We start from the raw sequence: 15097 nt of genomic DNA on the forward strand, positions 1-15097 counted from the left end.
CCTATTCTTATATAAAAAGTTCTCCACATAAAATAATTTGTGGAGTTTTTTCTATAATTTGTAGTTTAAACTGTCCTAAAAATAAGAGTATACTATTTTTGTAAACGTTATCAAGTTTAAAAATGTGAGATTATGAAGTTTTAGAAAATAAAAAGGGAGGAAATTATGAACAAGTTTTCAAAAACTTTAAGAGATAATTGGATTTTTCTCTTAATGGTTCTACCAGGAACAATTTGGTTGATTTTATTCTTCTACATTCCAGTTTTTGGGAATGTGGTTGCCTTCAAAGACTACCATATGACTGGTGAAGGATTCGTCCACAGTATTATAAATAGTAGATGGGTCGGACTAGATAACTTTAAATTCTTGTTTAGTTCCAAGGATGCCTTTGTCATCACTCGAAACACAGTACTTTACAACCTTGGATTTATCTTTATCGGTTTGGTTGTGTCAGTTGGTATCGCCATTATCCTTAGTGAACTTCGCTCTAAGCAAATGGTTAAAATCTACCAAACATCTATGTTGTTCCCTTACTTCCTATCTTGGGTTATCATCAGTTTCTTTACAGATGCTTTCCTAAACATCGATAAAGGGCTTATCAACCACACCTTAGAAGCCCTTGGAATGAAGGGTATTAACTTCTACGCTGACATCAGTATCTGGCCTTACCTCCTCCTTTTCCTAGGTATCTGGAAAGGGTTTGGATACAGTAGTGTGATGTACTACGCAACTATCATGGGTATTGACCCAACTTACTACGAAGCAGCGACAGTGGACGGTGCTAGCAAATGGCAACGTATCCGTAACGTAACCATCCCTCAGTTGACACCGCTTGTGACAGTATTGACCATCCTTGCAGTCGGAAATATCTTCCGTGCAGACTTCGGTCTCTTCTACCAAATCCCTCACAATGCTGGTCAGCTCTATAGTGTAACAAATGTATTGGACGTCTATGTCTTTAACGGATTGACTCAAACAGCAGATATCGGTATGGCTTCGGCAGCCGGTCTCTATCAGTCAGTCGTTGGTTTGATTCTGGTTATCCTATCAAACTTGCTTGCAAGACGTGTTGATCCTAACTCAGCACTATTCTAGAAAGGAGGAGCATATGGCAAAAAAAATTCAAAAAGAAAAAATTGATAATGTTGGCATACACTCCTTCAGCAAAAAGGCAGATATCTTCTTTAGTATCATATCTGGTTTGCTGGCCTTCTCTTGTATCTTGCCTTTCATCTTCGTAATCATTATTTCAGTTACAGACGAAAAAAGTATTGTTCAATATGGATATAGTTTCTTCCCTTCCAAGTTTGGTGTAGATGGTTTTGAGTTTTTGGCTCAGTTTAAAGACAAAATCTTACAAGCGCTTTTTATCTCAGCCTTCGTAACAGTTGTTGGAACGTTGACAAACGTATTTATCACAACTACATACGCATATGCCATCTCTCGTACAACATTTAAGTATCGTAAATTCTTTACAGTCTTCGCTCTTCTTAGTATGTTGTTCAATGCTGGTTTGGTACCAGGCTACATCGTGGTAACTCAGTTGCTTCACCTTGGTGATACCATTTGGGCCTTGATTGTTCCAATGCTTCTATCACCTTTCAACATCATGTTGATGCGTTCCTTCTTCAAGAAGACCATCCCAGAAGCAATCCTCGAATCAGCTCGTATCGATGGTGCCAGCGAGGCTCGGATCTTCTTCCAAATCTGTTTACCACTCTCTCTTCCAGGGATTGCGACTATCACACTTTTGACAGCACTTGGATTCTGGAACGATTGGTTCAATGCCCTTCTTTACATCAAGAGTGATAACTTGTATCCATTACAATATTTGCTCATGCAAATTCAAAACAACATGGATTACATTGCTAAGTCAGTTGGGATGTCAGGACAACTTGCAGTTGCCCTACCAAAAGAAACAGGACGTATGGCTATGGTTGTAGTTGCGACTGTTCCGATTGCGATTCTCTATCCGTTCTTCCAACGCTACTTTGTAAAAGGTTTGACTATCGGTGGTGTTAAAGAATAAAACATTGAGAAACAAGCTTTCTCTTCTCTATTAACTTTTCAACATAAGAAAAGTTACTCATTAAAATTGTTTATAAATTAAAAATAAAAAAAGGAGTTTTTATCATGAAAAACTGGAAAAAATATGCTTTTGCATCTGCTAGCCTTGTCGCTTTAGCTGCTAGCCTTGCAGCTTGTGGAAACCTTAAAGGAAACAACCAAAAAGCTGCTGACTCAGCTTCAGGTGACAAAACTGTTATCAAAATGTACCAAATCGGTGACAAACCAGATAACTTGGATGAATTGCTAGAAAATGCAAACAAAATCATCGGAGAAAAAGTTGGTGCTAAATTAGACATCCAATACCTTGGATGGGGTGACTACGGTAAGAAAATGTCAGTTATCACTTCTTCAGGTGAAAACTACGATATCGCATTTGCAGATAACTATGTAGTAAACGCTCAAAAAGGTGCTTATGCTGACTTGACAGAATTGTACAAGAAAGAAGGTGCTGAGCTTTACAAAGCGCTTGACCCAGCTTACATCAAAGGTAACACTATAAACGGTAAGATTTATTCTGTTCCAGTTGCAGCTAACGTTGCATCTTCACAAAACTTTGCTTTCAACGGCCCACTTCTTGAAAAATATGGAATTGATATCTCAGGTGTAACTTCATATGAAACACTTGAACCAGTATTGAAACAAATCAAAGAAAAAGCTCCAGACGTAATGCCATTCGCTGTTGGTAAAAACTTTATCCCATCAGAAAACTTTGACTACCCAGTTGCAAATGGTCTTCCATTCGTTATCGACCTTGAAGGTGACACTACTAAGATCGTAAACCGTTACGAAGTTCCTCGTTTCGTAGAACACTTGAAGACTCTTCACAAATACTATGAAGCAGGATACATTCCAAAAGACGTAGCAACAAGTGAAACTTCATATGACCTTACTCAAGATACTTGGCTTGTTCGTGAAGAAACAGTAGGACCAGCTGACTACGGTAGCAGCTTGCTTTCTCGTGTTGCTAACAGAGACATCCAAATCAAACCATTTACTAACTTCATCAAGAAAAACCAAACAACTCAAGTTGCAAACTTTGTAATCTCAAACAACTCTAAGAACAAAGAAAAAGCAATGGAAGTGTTGAACCTCTTGAACACTAACCCAGAACTCTTGAACGGGCTTGTTTATGGACCAGAAGGCAAGAACTGGGAAAAAGTTGCAGGTAAAGAAAACCGTGTTAAAGTCCTTGACGGATACAAAGGAAACACTCACATGTCAGGATGGAACACTGGTAACAACTGGATCCTTTACATCAACGAAAATGTTACAGATGAACAAATTGCACAATCTAAGAAAGACTTGGAAACTGCAAAAGAATCTCCAGCGCTTGGATTCATCTTCAACACTGACAACGTGAAATCTGAAATCTCAGCTATTACTAACACTATGCAACAATTCGATACAGCTATCAACACTGGTACTGTAGACCCAGAAAAAGCTATTCCAGAATTGATGGAAAAACTTAAATCTGAAGGTGCTTACCAAAAAGTATTGGATGAAATGCAAAAACAATACGACGAATTCTTGAAAAACAAAAAATCTTAAGATAGATTGATTTCGTGTATTCATTCCTAAAAGATGCGATCACTGCCTTGTCTGGAGTTTTCCAGACGGGGTGGTGATTCTTTTTTGAGCAAATGCATATAATTATATGCATTTAAAAGCCAGGCATTTGCCTTACAAGTAGAGTTGGTAATAGGTACATGAAAAAATACCATCTACTCTTTAAAATCAGTGCAATCTTATCCCACTTACTTATTTTTCGTATATGGACTTTTTCAGCCAACACTTATAATCCAAAACTATTGGCAATTTTCTTCTCAAATTGGCAATTTTTTCTGGATTCGAAATCTTATCAGTCTTGTCTTTATTGGCATCATGATTAGTAATTTATTCAAGACAGGCCATGGATATCTTTTTGTTAACTTTTCTTCATCGAATATTTAATTAAAACAAGATCTGAAAATGAGTCTTGTTTTTTATTTTTCGGCCAAATAAACCAGCAGCTTCTTGGGAGAGTATACTGGTATAGTTGAATGAAAAATTCTGATAATTTAATCTTAGAAAAGAGAAGCAAATGTCAAAAGATATTCGAGTTTTACTTTACTATAAATATGTTCCCATCGAAAACGCGGAACAATTTGCTGCAGACCACTTAGCTTTCTGTAAGTCTATTGGCCTCAAGGGGCGTATCCTAGTCGCAGACGAAGGGATCAACGGAACTGTTTCTGGTGACTACGAAACAACGCAAAAATACATGGACTACGTTCACAGCCTTCCAGGTATGGAAGACCTCTGGTTCAAGATTGACGAAGAAAGTGAGCAAGCCTTCAAGAAGATGTTTGTTCGCTACAAAAAGGAAATCGTTCACCTTGGTTTAGAGGATGATAACTTTGATAACGACATCAATCCTCTTGAAACAACAGGTGCTTACTTGTCACCAAAAGAATTTAAAGAAGCCCTCCTAGATGAAGATACAGTGGTCCTTGATACTCGTAATGACTATGAGTACGACCTTGGACACTTCCGTGGGGCTATCCGTCCTGACATCCGCAACTTCCGTGAATTACCACAATGGGTTCGTGATAATAAGGAAAAATTCATGGATAAACGTGTCGTTGTTTACTGTACAGGTGGAGTCCGCTGTGAGAAATTCTCTGGCTGGATGGTTCGTGAAGGTTACAAAGATGTCGGTCAATTGCATGGAGGAATTGCGACTTACGGGAAAGATCCAGAAGTTCAAGGGGAACTTTGGGATGGGAAAATGTACGTTTTTGACGAGCGTATTGCAGTCGATGTCAACCATGTCAATCCAACTATCGTAGGGAAAGATTGGTTTGATGGAACGCCATGTGAACGTTATGTCAACTGTGGAAATCCATTCTGTAACCGCCGCATCTTGGCATCAGAAGACAACGAAGACAAATATCTCCGTGGTTGCTCACACGAGTGTCGTGTTCACCCACGTAATCGTTATGTTTTGGAACATGAATTGACACAAGATCAAGTCATCGAGCGTCTAGCAGCAATTGGTGAGAGCCTAGACCATTCTGAAGTTGTATAATAAACATTAACAGTCCTAAAGGGCTGTTTTTCTATGCTTTTGACTAAAAAATCTTAAATTTGTTTCTGCATCTTTCAGGAAAATGGTGTATACTATATGTAAACGATTTCAAAGGAGGCCATTATGGTGAAGACATTTTTTATCCCAAATAAACAAAGTATTTTAGGACAACAGGAGATTCTTACAGCTAAATCAATTTTAGGCTTAGTAGATGGCTTAGAGTCACATAGTTATGATGCTGTTTACCTCCGTCAACCTCTCAATCGCCTTGAGTATATCGAGTGTGGAATCGTAGGCAAGTCTCAATTTCTCTTTAAAGTTCGATATCTAGATGCTCAAAAAGGCTATCAAGTAATCATTCCTGACTTGATTACAAGAGCTGATTGGGAGATTGTAGAAGGGCTCTTGCGGGCTTTGTCTAGCAAGGTTGGTGAAGCAGTTGAAGGCTTGGCAGACTTTGATTTGGAAAACTATTTCCAAGAAACGGTTAAGAACTATCTGGCTGATAAGGCTGCTCGTTTTGGTTTCTGCCAGGGTATTCTATCACCTGTCTACTTTGATAAGAAGGATTTAGATAGTTTCTTGGAAGAAGATGGCTTGGCACGTTTTGAAGAGCTAGTTAAGAGGGTTCAAGGGTCAGATGCCTTTCCTTCCAGCGCTAAATTTTATCCAGATGGTGAAGGTAAGATTCATAGGGTCTATCACCTAGCTCAGGGAGTAAAAACCATTTTGCCAAAAGAACCGGTGATTCCTGCTCCTTACGTTGAGCAATTGGTAGGCAAGAAACTTGTTTGGGAGATTGATTTGGTAAAAATCTCTGGAGATGGTTCAAAACCAGAAGACTATGAAGCAGTAGCTAGACTGGATTATCAAGCCTTTTTAGGAGCTTTGCCCAAAGAACTTTATCAGGACTTGGATGCCAACCAAATAGTGGTAGGACCAATCTTAGGGGAAGATTTTGAGAACTTAGTAAAAGGTAACTAGAGGCCTAAATGAAAGATATTGGTTTTAAATAATGTGAAAAGGCAGATCGTTTGATCTGCTTTTTGTGTACACAAAAAAATCCTGTCAGAGTGACAGGATTTTATCTTACATAAAAGCAAGGATTCGAAGATAGTCAAAAACAAGAGCCATTTCTGCTAGGAAGAAGAGAAATAGAACACCACCGTTGACTAGGAAAGCTAAGAGAAGGCGATAGAAGGGATCGGTTTGACTATCCTTGCTAGGTCTTGAGATAACGTAGAGATTGGCCAAGAGAGTCAGACCAATGCTAATCAAGCAAAGCAATACTGCAAATCGTAGACCATTAAAAAGAGCGAAGAAACTAGCAATACCTGTCAAGAGAACTGGGATAGCCAAGAGTCTGCTATTTGCTTGAAAGGCTCTTTCTAATGTCCAATCACTGTCCTGGTCGACAAAACGTTTGACTACAAATCCACCCATGAGGATTGAAAAGTAGAACAAACTTGTCGCCACTAGGATGGAGAAGACCGAGAAGAGATTGAGAGACGGGAATTGTTCCATGAAGTGAGCATCGATGCTTGTCATACGACCATAGTAGCCTTGTTTGGCGTGATAAACTGTAAAGAGGAAACTTGTAGCAGAAAAGATAGTTAGTAGCGCAAAGGCATTATAACTATGTTTTTTATCTGTATCAATACTTGCTGTTGGCTCTTTGAGAGCACCTTGTAACCAAACCCAAAGATCAGCCAATTCTTCTTTGAAAACTGCAAATACTGCTGTTTTTGTAGGTAGAGGATCTGGGACAAATGGACTTTCCAAAGATTTGCTAGGCTGAGGTGCTTCTTTAACAGACTCTTCTGACTGGTCTGTCTTTGCTACGATTTCTTCGTGTTCGTCACTCTCTACTTTCTCTAGGTCAGCTTCTTGTTCTTCAGGATTGACTTGAAGATTTTCTTCAACCACTGGCGCCTCTTCTCTTGCCTCTGAGTCTTCTTCAAGGAGAACTGAGTCGGATGGGCTATCTTTTTTATCATTGTTGGCTGTTTTTTCGAAATCAGCACTTTCAAACCATTCTTGAGTCATAATAGACCTCCCTTTTTTGATTAATTTTTGAGTAGTAACTACTAGTTGTTTTTATTCGTGATTTCTATAAGAAAGCAAGCGATCTCATTTTGGGAAATAGATACGTTGATTCGCTTTTGCGACGAGGAGATCTTGCGTATCTTTTTTTTCTGTTTTGTATGGGTTAGCTAAAGTTTCACCTTTACTACCTCCCCTAGGACTGTCATGTCCGTCTCGGTGCCAACGATAGATTTCACCATGTTCAGTAGAAAAATCTACATTGATTCGGTCAAGTTCCTTTTGGGATAACTCGAGCGAGATAGTTGTTTTGGCCTCGAATTCCACTCGACCATGTACTTGGATATCGTCTGCCATGATATGTTCATGCTCTGCTTTGATGCGACTATCTGTTAGATTTGTTTCAAATACATTGACGATTCCAGCTGTGGTTAATTGGCTATTTTTGATGTCGCTACTAGTGATACGAAGATAGCCATTTGACTGAATCTTGGCATTACTAAGTTTTGCATTAGTGATCGAAAGGTCTCCATGTTCGATCTGGGTGGTTAGATTTTTTAATTCTTTTCCTCTTGGTAATGAGAGCACGACTTCATCATTGCGGCTTGAGACTCTGCTTGCGATAAAGAGGATACCTTCGATACTAGAACCTATAGAGCGACGTGTAGTTGATTTGGTATCAGTTATTTCAAGACTTTTCTCTTTGATAGAGTGTTGAAGATTTTCTTTTTCAGAGAAGGTTGGATGATACTGGATGTGAATCTTGTCATCGCTTGATTCAGTGATAACGAGCGAATGTTCTTTTAGAGAGATGTTTAGATTTTCAATGTCTTGGTCAAATACAAGTTCTTCCTTACGGCTTTCAAATACTGGTTTTTGAGACATTGCAAGGAGGCTTCTGACACCATCTGTTTGGATGCCGATGATCATCATGGCAAAACCGATGATACTAGTAACAACACCAAAGATAAGAAATCCTTTTGTTAATTTACGCATGACTTTCACCTCTCTTTCCTCTATTAAGAATCCACTGAATAAGTCGAAGGATTAGTATTCCAAAGAAACGGGTCACATAGGAAGTCGCCAGCAAGACTAGGGACGAGGCTCCAATAGCTAGCAAACCTCCACCAAAAATCAGCATAAAGGCAGATGTCGATTCAGCCAGAACGTAGAAGCTTTCAAATAGGAGAACGCCTCCTAGGATTAGTCCAGCTGCTGATACAGCAAAGAAGGCTAAAAGTACACTAATCGCAGCGATAAAAATCCCGATGATAGCCATGAGAAGACCAATCCCGACTGGAATCCCAATAGGTGCAGCCAGAAGTGCGAGGATTGCGATTTGTAAAACCTGACGGTTGTTCTTATTGGAATTTTCTTCGTTGATTTTTTTATCAAGAAGTGTAGTCAGGATGTCGTGGGCAGCCTCTTTAGGACTTCCCAGACTAGTCATTAGCTCTTCCTCACCTTCTGGACCAGCATCATCAAAGAGTTCTTTGAAGTAGTCCATGGCTTCGATACGATCAGATTGAGGAAGCTTCATCAGATAGGCTTCAAGCTGATTCAAATATTCAGTTCTTGTCATGGCGAATGCTCCCTTCTATGATGCCATTGATAGTGTCAGTATAGAGTATCCACTCTTCTCTGAGTACAAATAGTTGCTCCTCTCCAATCTCTGTTAAGGAATAGTATTTCCGCATCCGACCTTGGTATTCGCGAGAGTATGTAGTCAGATAGCGGTTGGTATCCAGTTTTTTCAAGATGGGGTAGAGGGTAGATTCCTTGATTTTGGCAATGAGTTTAATGGTTTGACTAATTTCATAACCATAGGAATCCCCTTGTTCTAGGATGGCCAAGATGAGAAATTCAATCAAAGCCGCTGATGTTGGAAAATACATGGGGCACCTCCTTTTTTAGTATGTAAAAATTTTATATATAATTATTCTACACATACATCATACATCTAAATGTAAGCCCTGTCAAGTAATATGTGTAAAATTTTTATATATAAAAAATCTTCTAGCAAAAACTAGAAGATTAGAGGATTTTATCTGCTCGATCTACCATAAAGAGGGAGATTGTCATGATGATATCAATAACTAGAAGAGCCAATACAGCTGGGATCCAGGAATGGAACATGTCAAAGCTGTAACCAAAGAGAGTTGGACCGACAGCTGCCAAAATGTAGCCTCCGGTCTGGGCAAGCCCAGACAATTGGGCTGTCTTTTCAGGGGAGCTAGTTTTGACGGAGAAGCAAACCATGAGATAAGGGAAAAGAGCGCTACAGGCAGTACCAATCAAGAGATGCGCTACTAACCAGTAGAGGAAACTCTTGCTCGGGTATAAGAGCATGGCAATTCCAAGCAATCCAGCGATAGAGATGACTGTCAGCATGATTTGACGGTGACGATTGGACAAACGAGTCGTTAAACTTGGAATAGTCATCGAGAAGGGAATACTAGTCAGAGAAAAGATAGAAGCTAAAAGACCGGCATCTGTGTGAGATAAGCCAGCACTGATTGCCATGGTAGGTAACCAGGTCATACTGGTATAGAAGAGTAAGGACTGAAGTCCACCGAATACAATAATAGCCCAAACTTCCTTGTTTTTTAAGATATTCTCTTTCTTTTGTTTTTTCTCACTTCCTCTTAGAAAATGATTGTGACGATGATTGGGGAACCAGATAACTAAAGTTAGTAGGCAGACCAAGGATAAACAGAGAATCAAGCCTTTCCAAGAGCTTGATTGAGTAATGGGTACAGAGAGATAGGAAGCAAGAGCAGTTGTAATCCCCATAGAGGTCACATAGATGGTTGTCAGAAAGCCAATCTTTTGTGGGTGATTGGCCTGAATGGCGCTAGGAAGGAGCACGTTAAAGATCGCAATACTTGCTCCGATAAGTAAAGTCCCTAGATAGAGTAGAGGAAGATTAAAGATACGAATCACTGAACCGATGGTCAATACGATAAGACTATAGGTGAAAAGGTGCTCGAGTCCAATCTTTTGAGCCAAACGAGTCGCAAAAGAGGAGAAGAGGGCAAACATCAAGAGAGGGAGGCTGGTCAAAACACCAAGTGAACTAACTTCCACGCCTAAACCTTGGGCAATATCACCTAAAATAGTCGGTAAAGCTGTGAAAGGAGCTCTTAAGACCGCTCCGATTAAGATAATTCCTAGAATAAAAAAGAGTGATCGTTTTTTCATGTGAACCTCAATAAGCTGATTTTGATAACAGCTTATTTTAATTTTTTTCCCTAAAGATGTCAAGCTAACGTGAGGTAATCCTCGACTTTCCCAAAGGAAATCATAGAAAATAAGGACAATATATTTACTAGTTTTTTTCTGGGATTCAAATAAAAATAGGAAAGTCTGAAAAATTGTGATAAAATAGTGAAAGAAAATCTATACATTGGAGAACTACTGTGTCTGAAAATCGTAAATTTAGCGTCCTGATGTCAGTCTATGTTAAAGAAAATCCAGCCTTTCTAGAAGAGGCAGTAGAGAGTATCTTACATCAAACGCTCAAACCTAGCGAAGTGGTAATCGTCGAAGATGGTCCGCTGACACCTGAACTGTATCAAGTTTTGGAGAAATTGGAAGCACAGTCAAGTATTCCAATCAAACGTTGCCCACTTGAACAAAATCGTGGTCTAGGCTTGGCCCTTCAATATGGTGTTTTACAGTGTCAGTATGATGTCATTGCTCGTATGGATACAGATGATATTGCTGTTAGAGATCGCTTTGAGCAGCAGTTCAATTTGATGGAAGAAGAAAACTTGGATCTGCTAGGTGGTCATATCGCAGAGTTTATCGACCAACCTGACGAGATTGTGTCTTATCGTCGTGTACCGACTAAGCATGAGGATATCATTGCCTACCAACGTATGAGAAGTGCCTTTAATCATATGACGGTTATGTTCAAAAAAGAAATGGTGCTCAAAGCTGGTAACTACGAGGACGGTCTTTATATGGAAGATGATCTTCTCTGGCTCAATATGATTAGTGCTGGAGCTCGAACTGGAAATGTGGATCAAATTCTATGTAAGGTGCGCGTGGGAGCGGGGATGTTTGAACGCCGTGGAGGTCTTCGCTACCTCAAACTCTATCGCCAAGCACGTCAAAGAATGCACGCTCGAGGACAGATTTCTTATGGCGAATATCTGAAAAGTGTTTTAATCCAAGTTGTCGTTGCCCTATGTCCAGGATTTGTGCGACAGTTTATATTTTTGAAACTTCTAAGAAAAAGCAAGTAATGTCTAGCTGATAGAATTATAAAACTATATCTTATCACTGCTAGCAAATGTGATTCTGTATAGGAGGATACCATTCACATGAATAAAAAAATAACAGATTACGTAATTGATCTGGTTGAAGTATTAAATAAACAACAGAAACAAATATTTTGGGGATTTTTTGATATTGCCAGTATGGTCTTATCAATTATTGTTTCCTATATTCTATTTTATGGCTTGATTAATCCAGCCCCGGTAGACTATGTCATTTATACAGGTCTAACCTTCCTTTTCTACCAGCTTATGATTGGATTTTGGGGGCTGAATGCTAGTATTAGTAGATATAGCAAAATCACAGATTTCATGAAGATTTTCTTCGGAGTAACTATCAGTAGTATCTTATCTTATGTGATCTGCTATGCTTTCTTGCCACTCTTTTCTATCCGCTTTATCGTACTCTTTATCCTATTAACTACCTTCTTGATTCTACTTCCTCGTATCACTTGGCAGTTGATTTACTCAAGACGTAGAAAGGGAAATGGCGAAGGAGAACACCGTCGTACCTTCTTGATTGGTGCAGGCGATGGTGGTGCGCTCTTTATGGACAGCTACCAACATCCTACTAGTGACCTTGAACTGGTTGGGATTTTGGATAATGATGAAAAGAAAAAAGGACAAAAGCTTGGGAAAATCCCAGTCTTGGGTTCTTATGATGACCTACCAGAATTGGCTAAACGCTACAGAGTTGAAAAAGTTATCGTTGCGATTCCGTCTCTAGATCCATCTGAATATGAACGAATCCTGCAAATGTGTAACGGTATCGGTGTAAAATGCTTCAAAATGCCGATGATTGAGTCAGTTGTGCAAGGTATCCAGCCTCAAGCAGGAGGTTTCCAGAAAATTGATATCACGGACCTGTTGGGACGTAAAGAGATTCAGCTTGATGAATCACGTCTGGGTTCTGAAATCACTGGCAAAACAATCTTGGTGACTGGAGCCGGAGGTTCGATTGGTTCAGAAATCTGCCGTCAAGTTAGTCGATTCAATCCTGAACGTGTCATTTTGCTCGGTCATGGAGAAAACTCTATTTATCTGATTTACCATGAATTGATTCGCAAGTTCCAGGAAATTGATTTTGTTCCTGTCATTGCTGATATTCAAGATTATAATCGTTTGCTTCAAGTTTTTGAACAGTACGAACCAGCGATTGTTTACCATGCTGCAGCCCATAAACATGTTCCGATGATGGAGCGCAATCCAAAAGAAGCCTTTAAAAATAATATCCTTGGGACTTATAATGTTGCTAAGGCAGTTGACGCCGCACGAGTTCCAAAAATGGTCATGATTTCGACAGATAAGGCCGTTAATCCACCAAACGTAATGGGAGCAACTAAACGTGTGGCTGAGTTGATTGTCACTGGATTTAATCAACGTAGCCAATCAACCTATTGTGCGGTTCGTTTCGGTAATGTACTCGGTAGCCGTGGTAGTGTGATTCCTGTTTTTGAACGTCAGATTGCTGAAGGTGGGCCTGTAACGGTGACGGATTTCCGAATGACTCGTTACTTTATGACCATTCCAGAAGCTAGTCGCTTGGTGATTCATGCGGGTGCTTATGCAAAGGATGGAGAAGTCTTTATCCTTGATATGGGCAAACCAGTACGCATTTACGATTTGGCTAAGAAAATGGTTCTACTCAGTGGTCATACTGAAAATGAAATTCCAATCGTAGAAGTAGGTATTCGCCCAGGTGAAAAACTATACGAAGAGTTGCTTGTATCAACTGAACTAGTTGACAATCAAGTAATGGACAAAATCTTTGTTGGTAAAGTAAATGTAATGCCTCTTGAGATGATCAATCAGAAGATTGAAGAGTTCCGTACCTTGCAAGGTTCTGAATTGAAGAGAGCAATCATAGCTTTTGCTAATGAAACAACACATGTTGACTAAAAATAGATGAGATATTATCTGCGACTTTTTTAGAGAAGGAGCAGGTAGTATCTTTTTTCTAGATTTCGAGAGACTTTCAGAATTTTTTGAACAAACTTGTTATTATTGAACAGATATGGTAAACTATAGTAAATAAAAAATTAGGGAGTAACTTATGATTAACGCAATTAAAAATTTCTTTAAAGGTTATGTAGATTTTTCAGGACGTTCAACTCGCGCAGATTACTGGTGGATTTGGTTGGCAAACATTATCCTTTCTATTCCTTTCTACATGGCATACGGTGCTGCAATGGCAAATCCAGATAGCGAAGCTGCTATTATGACTTTGGGCTTAATCGGATTTGTCTATCTCATTTTTGGACTAGCAGTTTTATTGCCTGGACTAGCACTGACAGTTCGTCGTCTACGTGATGCTGGTTTCCATTGGGCGCTCATCTTCGTTGCTTTTATTCCAATGGTTGGAGGTATCGCACTTTTGGTGCTCCTAGCTATGCCAACAAAGGACTAACACTAAGTTCAGCTATCTGAAAAAATGCTACAAGAACGAAGAAGTTTCAATCTTGTCGAATAATTTGCTAACACTCCCAGGTCTTTTACTAGATTTGGGAGTGTTCTATAACTGTACAGTATCTACTGATAAAATAAAAGTTGGGAGTATCATATGATTAACGCAATTAAAAATTTCTTTAAAGGTTATGTAGATTTCTCTGGACGTTCAACACGTCCTGATTACTGGTGGATTGGGTTGGCAAACATTATCCTTTCTATTCCTTTTGACATAGTCTACGGTAGTGCAATAGCAAATCCAGATAGCGAAGCTGCTATTACGACTTTGGGTCTTTTCATATTTATTTATTTCATTTTTGGTCTGGCACTTTTCTTGCCTCAACTTGCATTGACAGTTCGTCGTCTGCGTGATGCTGGTTTCCATTGGGCACTCATTTTCGTAGCATTTGTTCCATTTGTTGGAGGTATCGCTCTTATGATACTCCTAGCTATGCCGACAAAGGATTAAATATAAGTTCAACTATCTGAAGAATGCTACAAGGACGAAGAATTTTCAGTCTTGTCGAATAATTGGCTAACACTCCCAGGCCTTTTACTAGATTTGGGAGTGTTCTATAACTGTACAGTTTAGTATCTACTGATAAAATAAAAAATGGGAGTATCATATGATTAACGCGTATAAGAATTTTTTTAAGAATTATGCAGAGTTCACCGGTCGTTCGACGCGTCCAGATTTCTGGTGGGTTTGGCTAGGAAACCTCATCCTTTCTATTCCTTTCTGGATTATCTATTTCTACATTGTATATCTTAGTACTGTGATGGATTCAGTGAGCGATTCAGCCAGCGAGGCTATTTTCATGGTTTTTGGTTTAGTTGCTATTATTTATGCAGTTTTCTACCTAGCAATCTTAGTACCGACTTTGGCTTTATCAGTTCGCCGTTTGCGTGATGCCGGATTCCACTGGGCCTTTATCTTCCTTCGCTTTGCCCCAATGGGAGGGATAGCTCTTTTGATTCTTTTCGCTATGCCGACAAAAGAAACTGAAGTGGTAAACTATAGTGAATCTCAAGCAGTCAAAAATGAAGAAGCCATCGAAGATACACCGTTCGAAGAATCAGATAAGAACTAAGAGATTCTTGTTTTACGGTTGAATCTGTTTTGGACTTCTTGTATTTTATTATCAACAAGTTAAAAAAGCACTCCAATTTAATTGGAGTGCTTTTGTTTAAA

The 15097-nt window shown here is 39.3% G+C and carries 15 protein-coding genes and 1 pseudogene; 11 read left to right on the plus strand and 5 right to left on the minus strand.

Going from position 1 to position 15097, the window contains the following annotated elements; genetic code table 11:
* Positions 1 to 165: 165 nt before the first annotated feature.
* The 6 genes and pseudogenes from NML75_RS07055 to NML75_RS07080 all read left to right on the plus strand — a co-directional run bounded on the left by NML75_RS07055 (position 166) and on the right by NML75_RS07080 (position 6121).
* Positions 166 to 1095, plus strand: a complete 930-nt coding sequence (locus NML75_RS07055) for an ABC transporter permease (protein ID WP_254804307.1) — start codon at positions 166 to 168, stop codon at positions 1093 to 1095.
* A gap of 13 nt (positions 1096 to 1108) precedes the next feature.
* Positions 1109 to 2029, plus strand: coding sequence for a carbohydrate ABC transporter permease (locus NML75_RS07060; RefSeq protein ID WP_254804308.1), 921 nt, complete (start codon positions 1109 to 1111; stop codon positions 2027 to 2029).
* 104 nt (positions 2030 to 2133) lie between these two features.
* Positions 2134 to 3618, plus strand: a complete 1485-nt coding sequence (locus NML75_RS07065) for an ABC transporter substrate-binding protein (RefSeq protein WP_006149054.1) — start codon at positions 2134 to 2136, stop codon at positions 3616 to 3618.
* 158 nt (positions 3619 to 3776) lie between these two features.
* Positions 3777 to 3993 (plus strand): annotated as a pseudogene (locus NML75_RS07070) (CPBP family intramembrane glutamic endopeptidase); the annotation flags it as partial.
* A gap of 157 nt (positions 3994 to 4150) precedes the next feature.
* On the plus strand, positions 4151 to 5137 hold the full coding sequence (trhO, locus tag NML75_RS07075) for an oxygen-dependent tRNA uridine(34) hydroxylase TrhO (RefSeq protein ID WP_254804309.1): 987 nt from the start codon (positions 4151 to 4153) through the stop codon (positions 5135 to 5137).
* A gap of 123 nt (positions 5138 to 5260) precedes the next feature.
* Positions 5261 to 6121 carry a DUF4299 family protein gene (locus NML75_RS07080; protein WP_254804310.1) on the plus strand — a complete coding sequence of 287 codons (861 nt, stop codon included), beginning with the start codon at positions 5261 to 5263 and terminating at the stop codon, positions 6119 to 6121.
* 105 nt (positions 6122 to 6226) lie between these two features.
* Here the strand turns inward: NML75_RS07080 and NML75_RS07085 are convergent, their stop codons facing one another.
* The 5 genes from NML75_RS07085 to NML75_RS07105 form a co-directional block, all read right to left on the minus strand.
* Complete coding sequence (locus NML75_RS07085; RefSeq protein WP_049494433.1) at positions 6227 to 7183, minus strand: DUF6574 domain-containing protein; 957 nt, start codon at positions 7181 to 7183, stop codon at positions 6227 to 6229.
* A gap of 84 nt (positions 7184 to 7267) precedes the next feature.
* Positions 7268 to 8176, minus strand: a complete 909-nt coding sequence (locus NML75_RS07090; protein WP_254804311.1) for a DUF4097 family beta strand repeat-containing protein — start codon at positions 8174 to 8176, stop codon at positions 7268 to 7270.
* Complete coding sequence (locus tag NML75_RS07095) at positions 8169 to 8762, minus strand: DUF1700 domain-containing protein (protein ID WP_004251038.1); 594 nt, start codon at positions 8760 to 8762, stop codon at positions 8169 to 8171. Before NML75_RS07095 ends, NML75_RS07090 begins: the two co-directional genes overlap by 8 nt.
* Positions 8749 to 9075, minus strand: a complete 327-nt coding sequence (locus NML75_RS07100) for a PadR family transcriptional regulator (RefSeq protein ID WP_254804312.1) — start codon at positions 9073 to 9075, stop codon at positions 8749 to 8751. Before NML75_RS07100 ends, NML75_RS07095 begins: the two co-directional genes overlap by 14 nt.
* Before the next feature lie 139 nt (positions 9076 to 9214).
* Complete coding sequence (locus NML75_RS07105; RefSeq protein WP_254804313.1) at positions 9215 to 10381, minus strand: CynX/NimT family MFS transporter; 1167 nt, start codon at positions 10379 to 10381, stop codon at positions 9215 to 9217.
* Positions 10382 to 10599: 218 nt separating this feature from the next.
* Here NML75_RS07105 and NML75_RS07110 point away from each other — a divergent pair, with 218 nt between their 5' ends.
* The 5 genes from NML75_RS07110 to NML75_RS07130 all read left to right on the plus strand — a co-directional run bounded on the left by NML75_RS07110 (position 10600) and on the right by NML75_RS07130 (position 14996).
* Positions 10600 to 11430 (plus strand): glycosyltransferase, encoded by an 831-nt coding sequence (locus NML75_RS07110; protein ID WP_254804314.1) that lies wholly within the window; start codon positions 10600 to 10602, stop codon positions 11428 to 11430.
* A gap of 78 nt (positions 11431 to 11508) precedes the next feature.
* Positions 11509 to 13359, plus strand: a complete 1851-nt coding sequence (locus tag NML75_RS07115; RefSeq protein WP_254804315.1) for a polysaccharide biosynthesis protein — start codon at positions 11509 to 11511, stop codon at positions 13357 to 13359.
* 154 nt (positions 13360 to 13513) lie between these two features.
* A complete protein-coding gene (locus NML75_RS07120; RefSeq protein WP_004251045.1) occupies positions 13514 to 13867 on the plus strand; it encodes a DUF805 domain-containing protein in 354 nt (117 codons plus the stop codon).
* A gap of 153 nt (positions 13868 to 14020) precedes the next feature.
* Positions 14021 to 14374 carry a DUF805 domain-containing protein gene (locus NML75_RS07125; RefSeq protein ID WP_004251050.1) on the plus strand — a complete coding sequence of 118 codons (354 nt, stop codon included), beginning with the start codon at positions 14021 to 14023 and terminating at the stop codon, positions 14372 to 14374.
* Between the two features lie 157 nt (positions 14375 to 14531).
* Positions 14532 to 14996 (plus strand): DUF805 domain-containing protein, encoded by a 465-nt coding sequence (locus tag NML75_RS07130; protein WP_254804316.1) that lies wholly within the window; start codon positions 14532 to 14534, stop codon positions 14994 to 14996.
* Positions 14997 to 15097 lie beyond the last annotated feature (101 nt).

It is taken from the genome of Streptococcus sp. CF4-3, from assembly GCF_024295385.1.
GTDB lineage: Bacteria > Bacillota > Bacilli > Lactobacillales > Streptococcaceae > Streptococcus > Streptococcus infantis_I.

Excerpts from the sequence above, each read along its gene's own strand:
- NML75_RS07055 (WP_254804307.1), top strand. The coding sequence starts at position 166 with ATGAACAAGTTTTCAAAAACTTTAAGAGATAATTGGATTTTTCTCTTA.
- NML75_RS07085 (WP_049494433.1), bottom strand. The coding sequence starts at position 7,183 with ATGACTCAAGAATGGTTTGAAAGTGCTGATTTCGAAAAAACAGCCAAC.
- NML75_RS07105 (WP_254804313.1), bottom strand. The coding sequence starts at position 10,381 with ATGAAAAAACGATCACTCTTTTTTATTCTAGGAATTATCTTAATCGGA.
- NML75_RS07090 (WP_254804311.1), bottom strand. The coding sequence starts at position 8,176 with ATGCGTAAATTAACAAAAGGATTTCTTATCTTTGGTGTTGTTACTAGT.
- NML75_RS07095 (WP_004251038.1), bottom strand. The coding sequence starts at position 8,762 with ATGACAAGAACTGAATATTTGAATCAGCTTGAAGCCTATCTGATGAAG.
- NML75_RS07060 (WP_254804308.1), top strand. The coding sequence starts at position 1,109 with ATGGCAAAAAAAATTCAAAAAGAAAAAATTGATAATGTTGGCATACAC.
- NML75_RS07130 (WP_254804316.1), top strand. The coding sequence starts at position 14,532 with ATGATTAACGCGTATAAGAATTTTTTTAAGAATTATGCAGAGTTCACC.
- NML75_RS07115 (WP_254804315.1), top strand. The coding sequence starts at position 11,509 with ATGAATAAAAAAATAACAGATTACGTAATTGATCTGGTTGAAGTATTA.
- NML75_RS07120 (WP_004251045.1), top strand. The coding sequence starts at position 13,514 with ATGATTAACGCAATTAAAAATTTCTTTAAAGGTTATGTAGATTTTTCA.
- NML75_RS07065 (WP_006149054.1), top strand. The coding sequence starts at position 2,134 with ATGAAAAACTGGAAAAAATATGCTTTTGCATCTGCTAGCCTTGTCGCT.
- NML75_RS07100 (WP_254804312.1), bottom strand. The coding sequence starts at position 9,075 with ATGTATTTTCCAACATCAGCGGCTTTGATTGAATTTCTCATCTTGGCC.
- NML75_RS07080 (WP_254804310.1), top strand. The coding sequence starts at position 5,261 with ATGGTGAAGACATTTTTTATCCCAAATAAACAAAGTATTTTAGGACAA.
- NML75_RS07125 (WP_004251050.1), top strand. The coding sequence starts at position 14,021 with ATGATTAACGCAATTAAAAATTTCTTTAAAGGTTATGTAGATTTCTCT.
- trhO (WP_254804309.1), top strand. The coding sequence starts at position 4,151 with ATGTCAAAAGATATTCGAGTTTTACTTTACTATAAATATGTTCCCATC.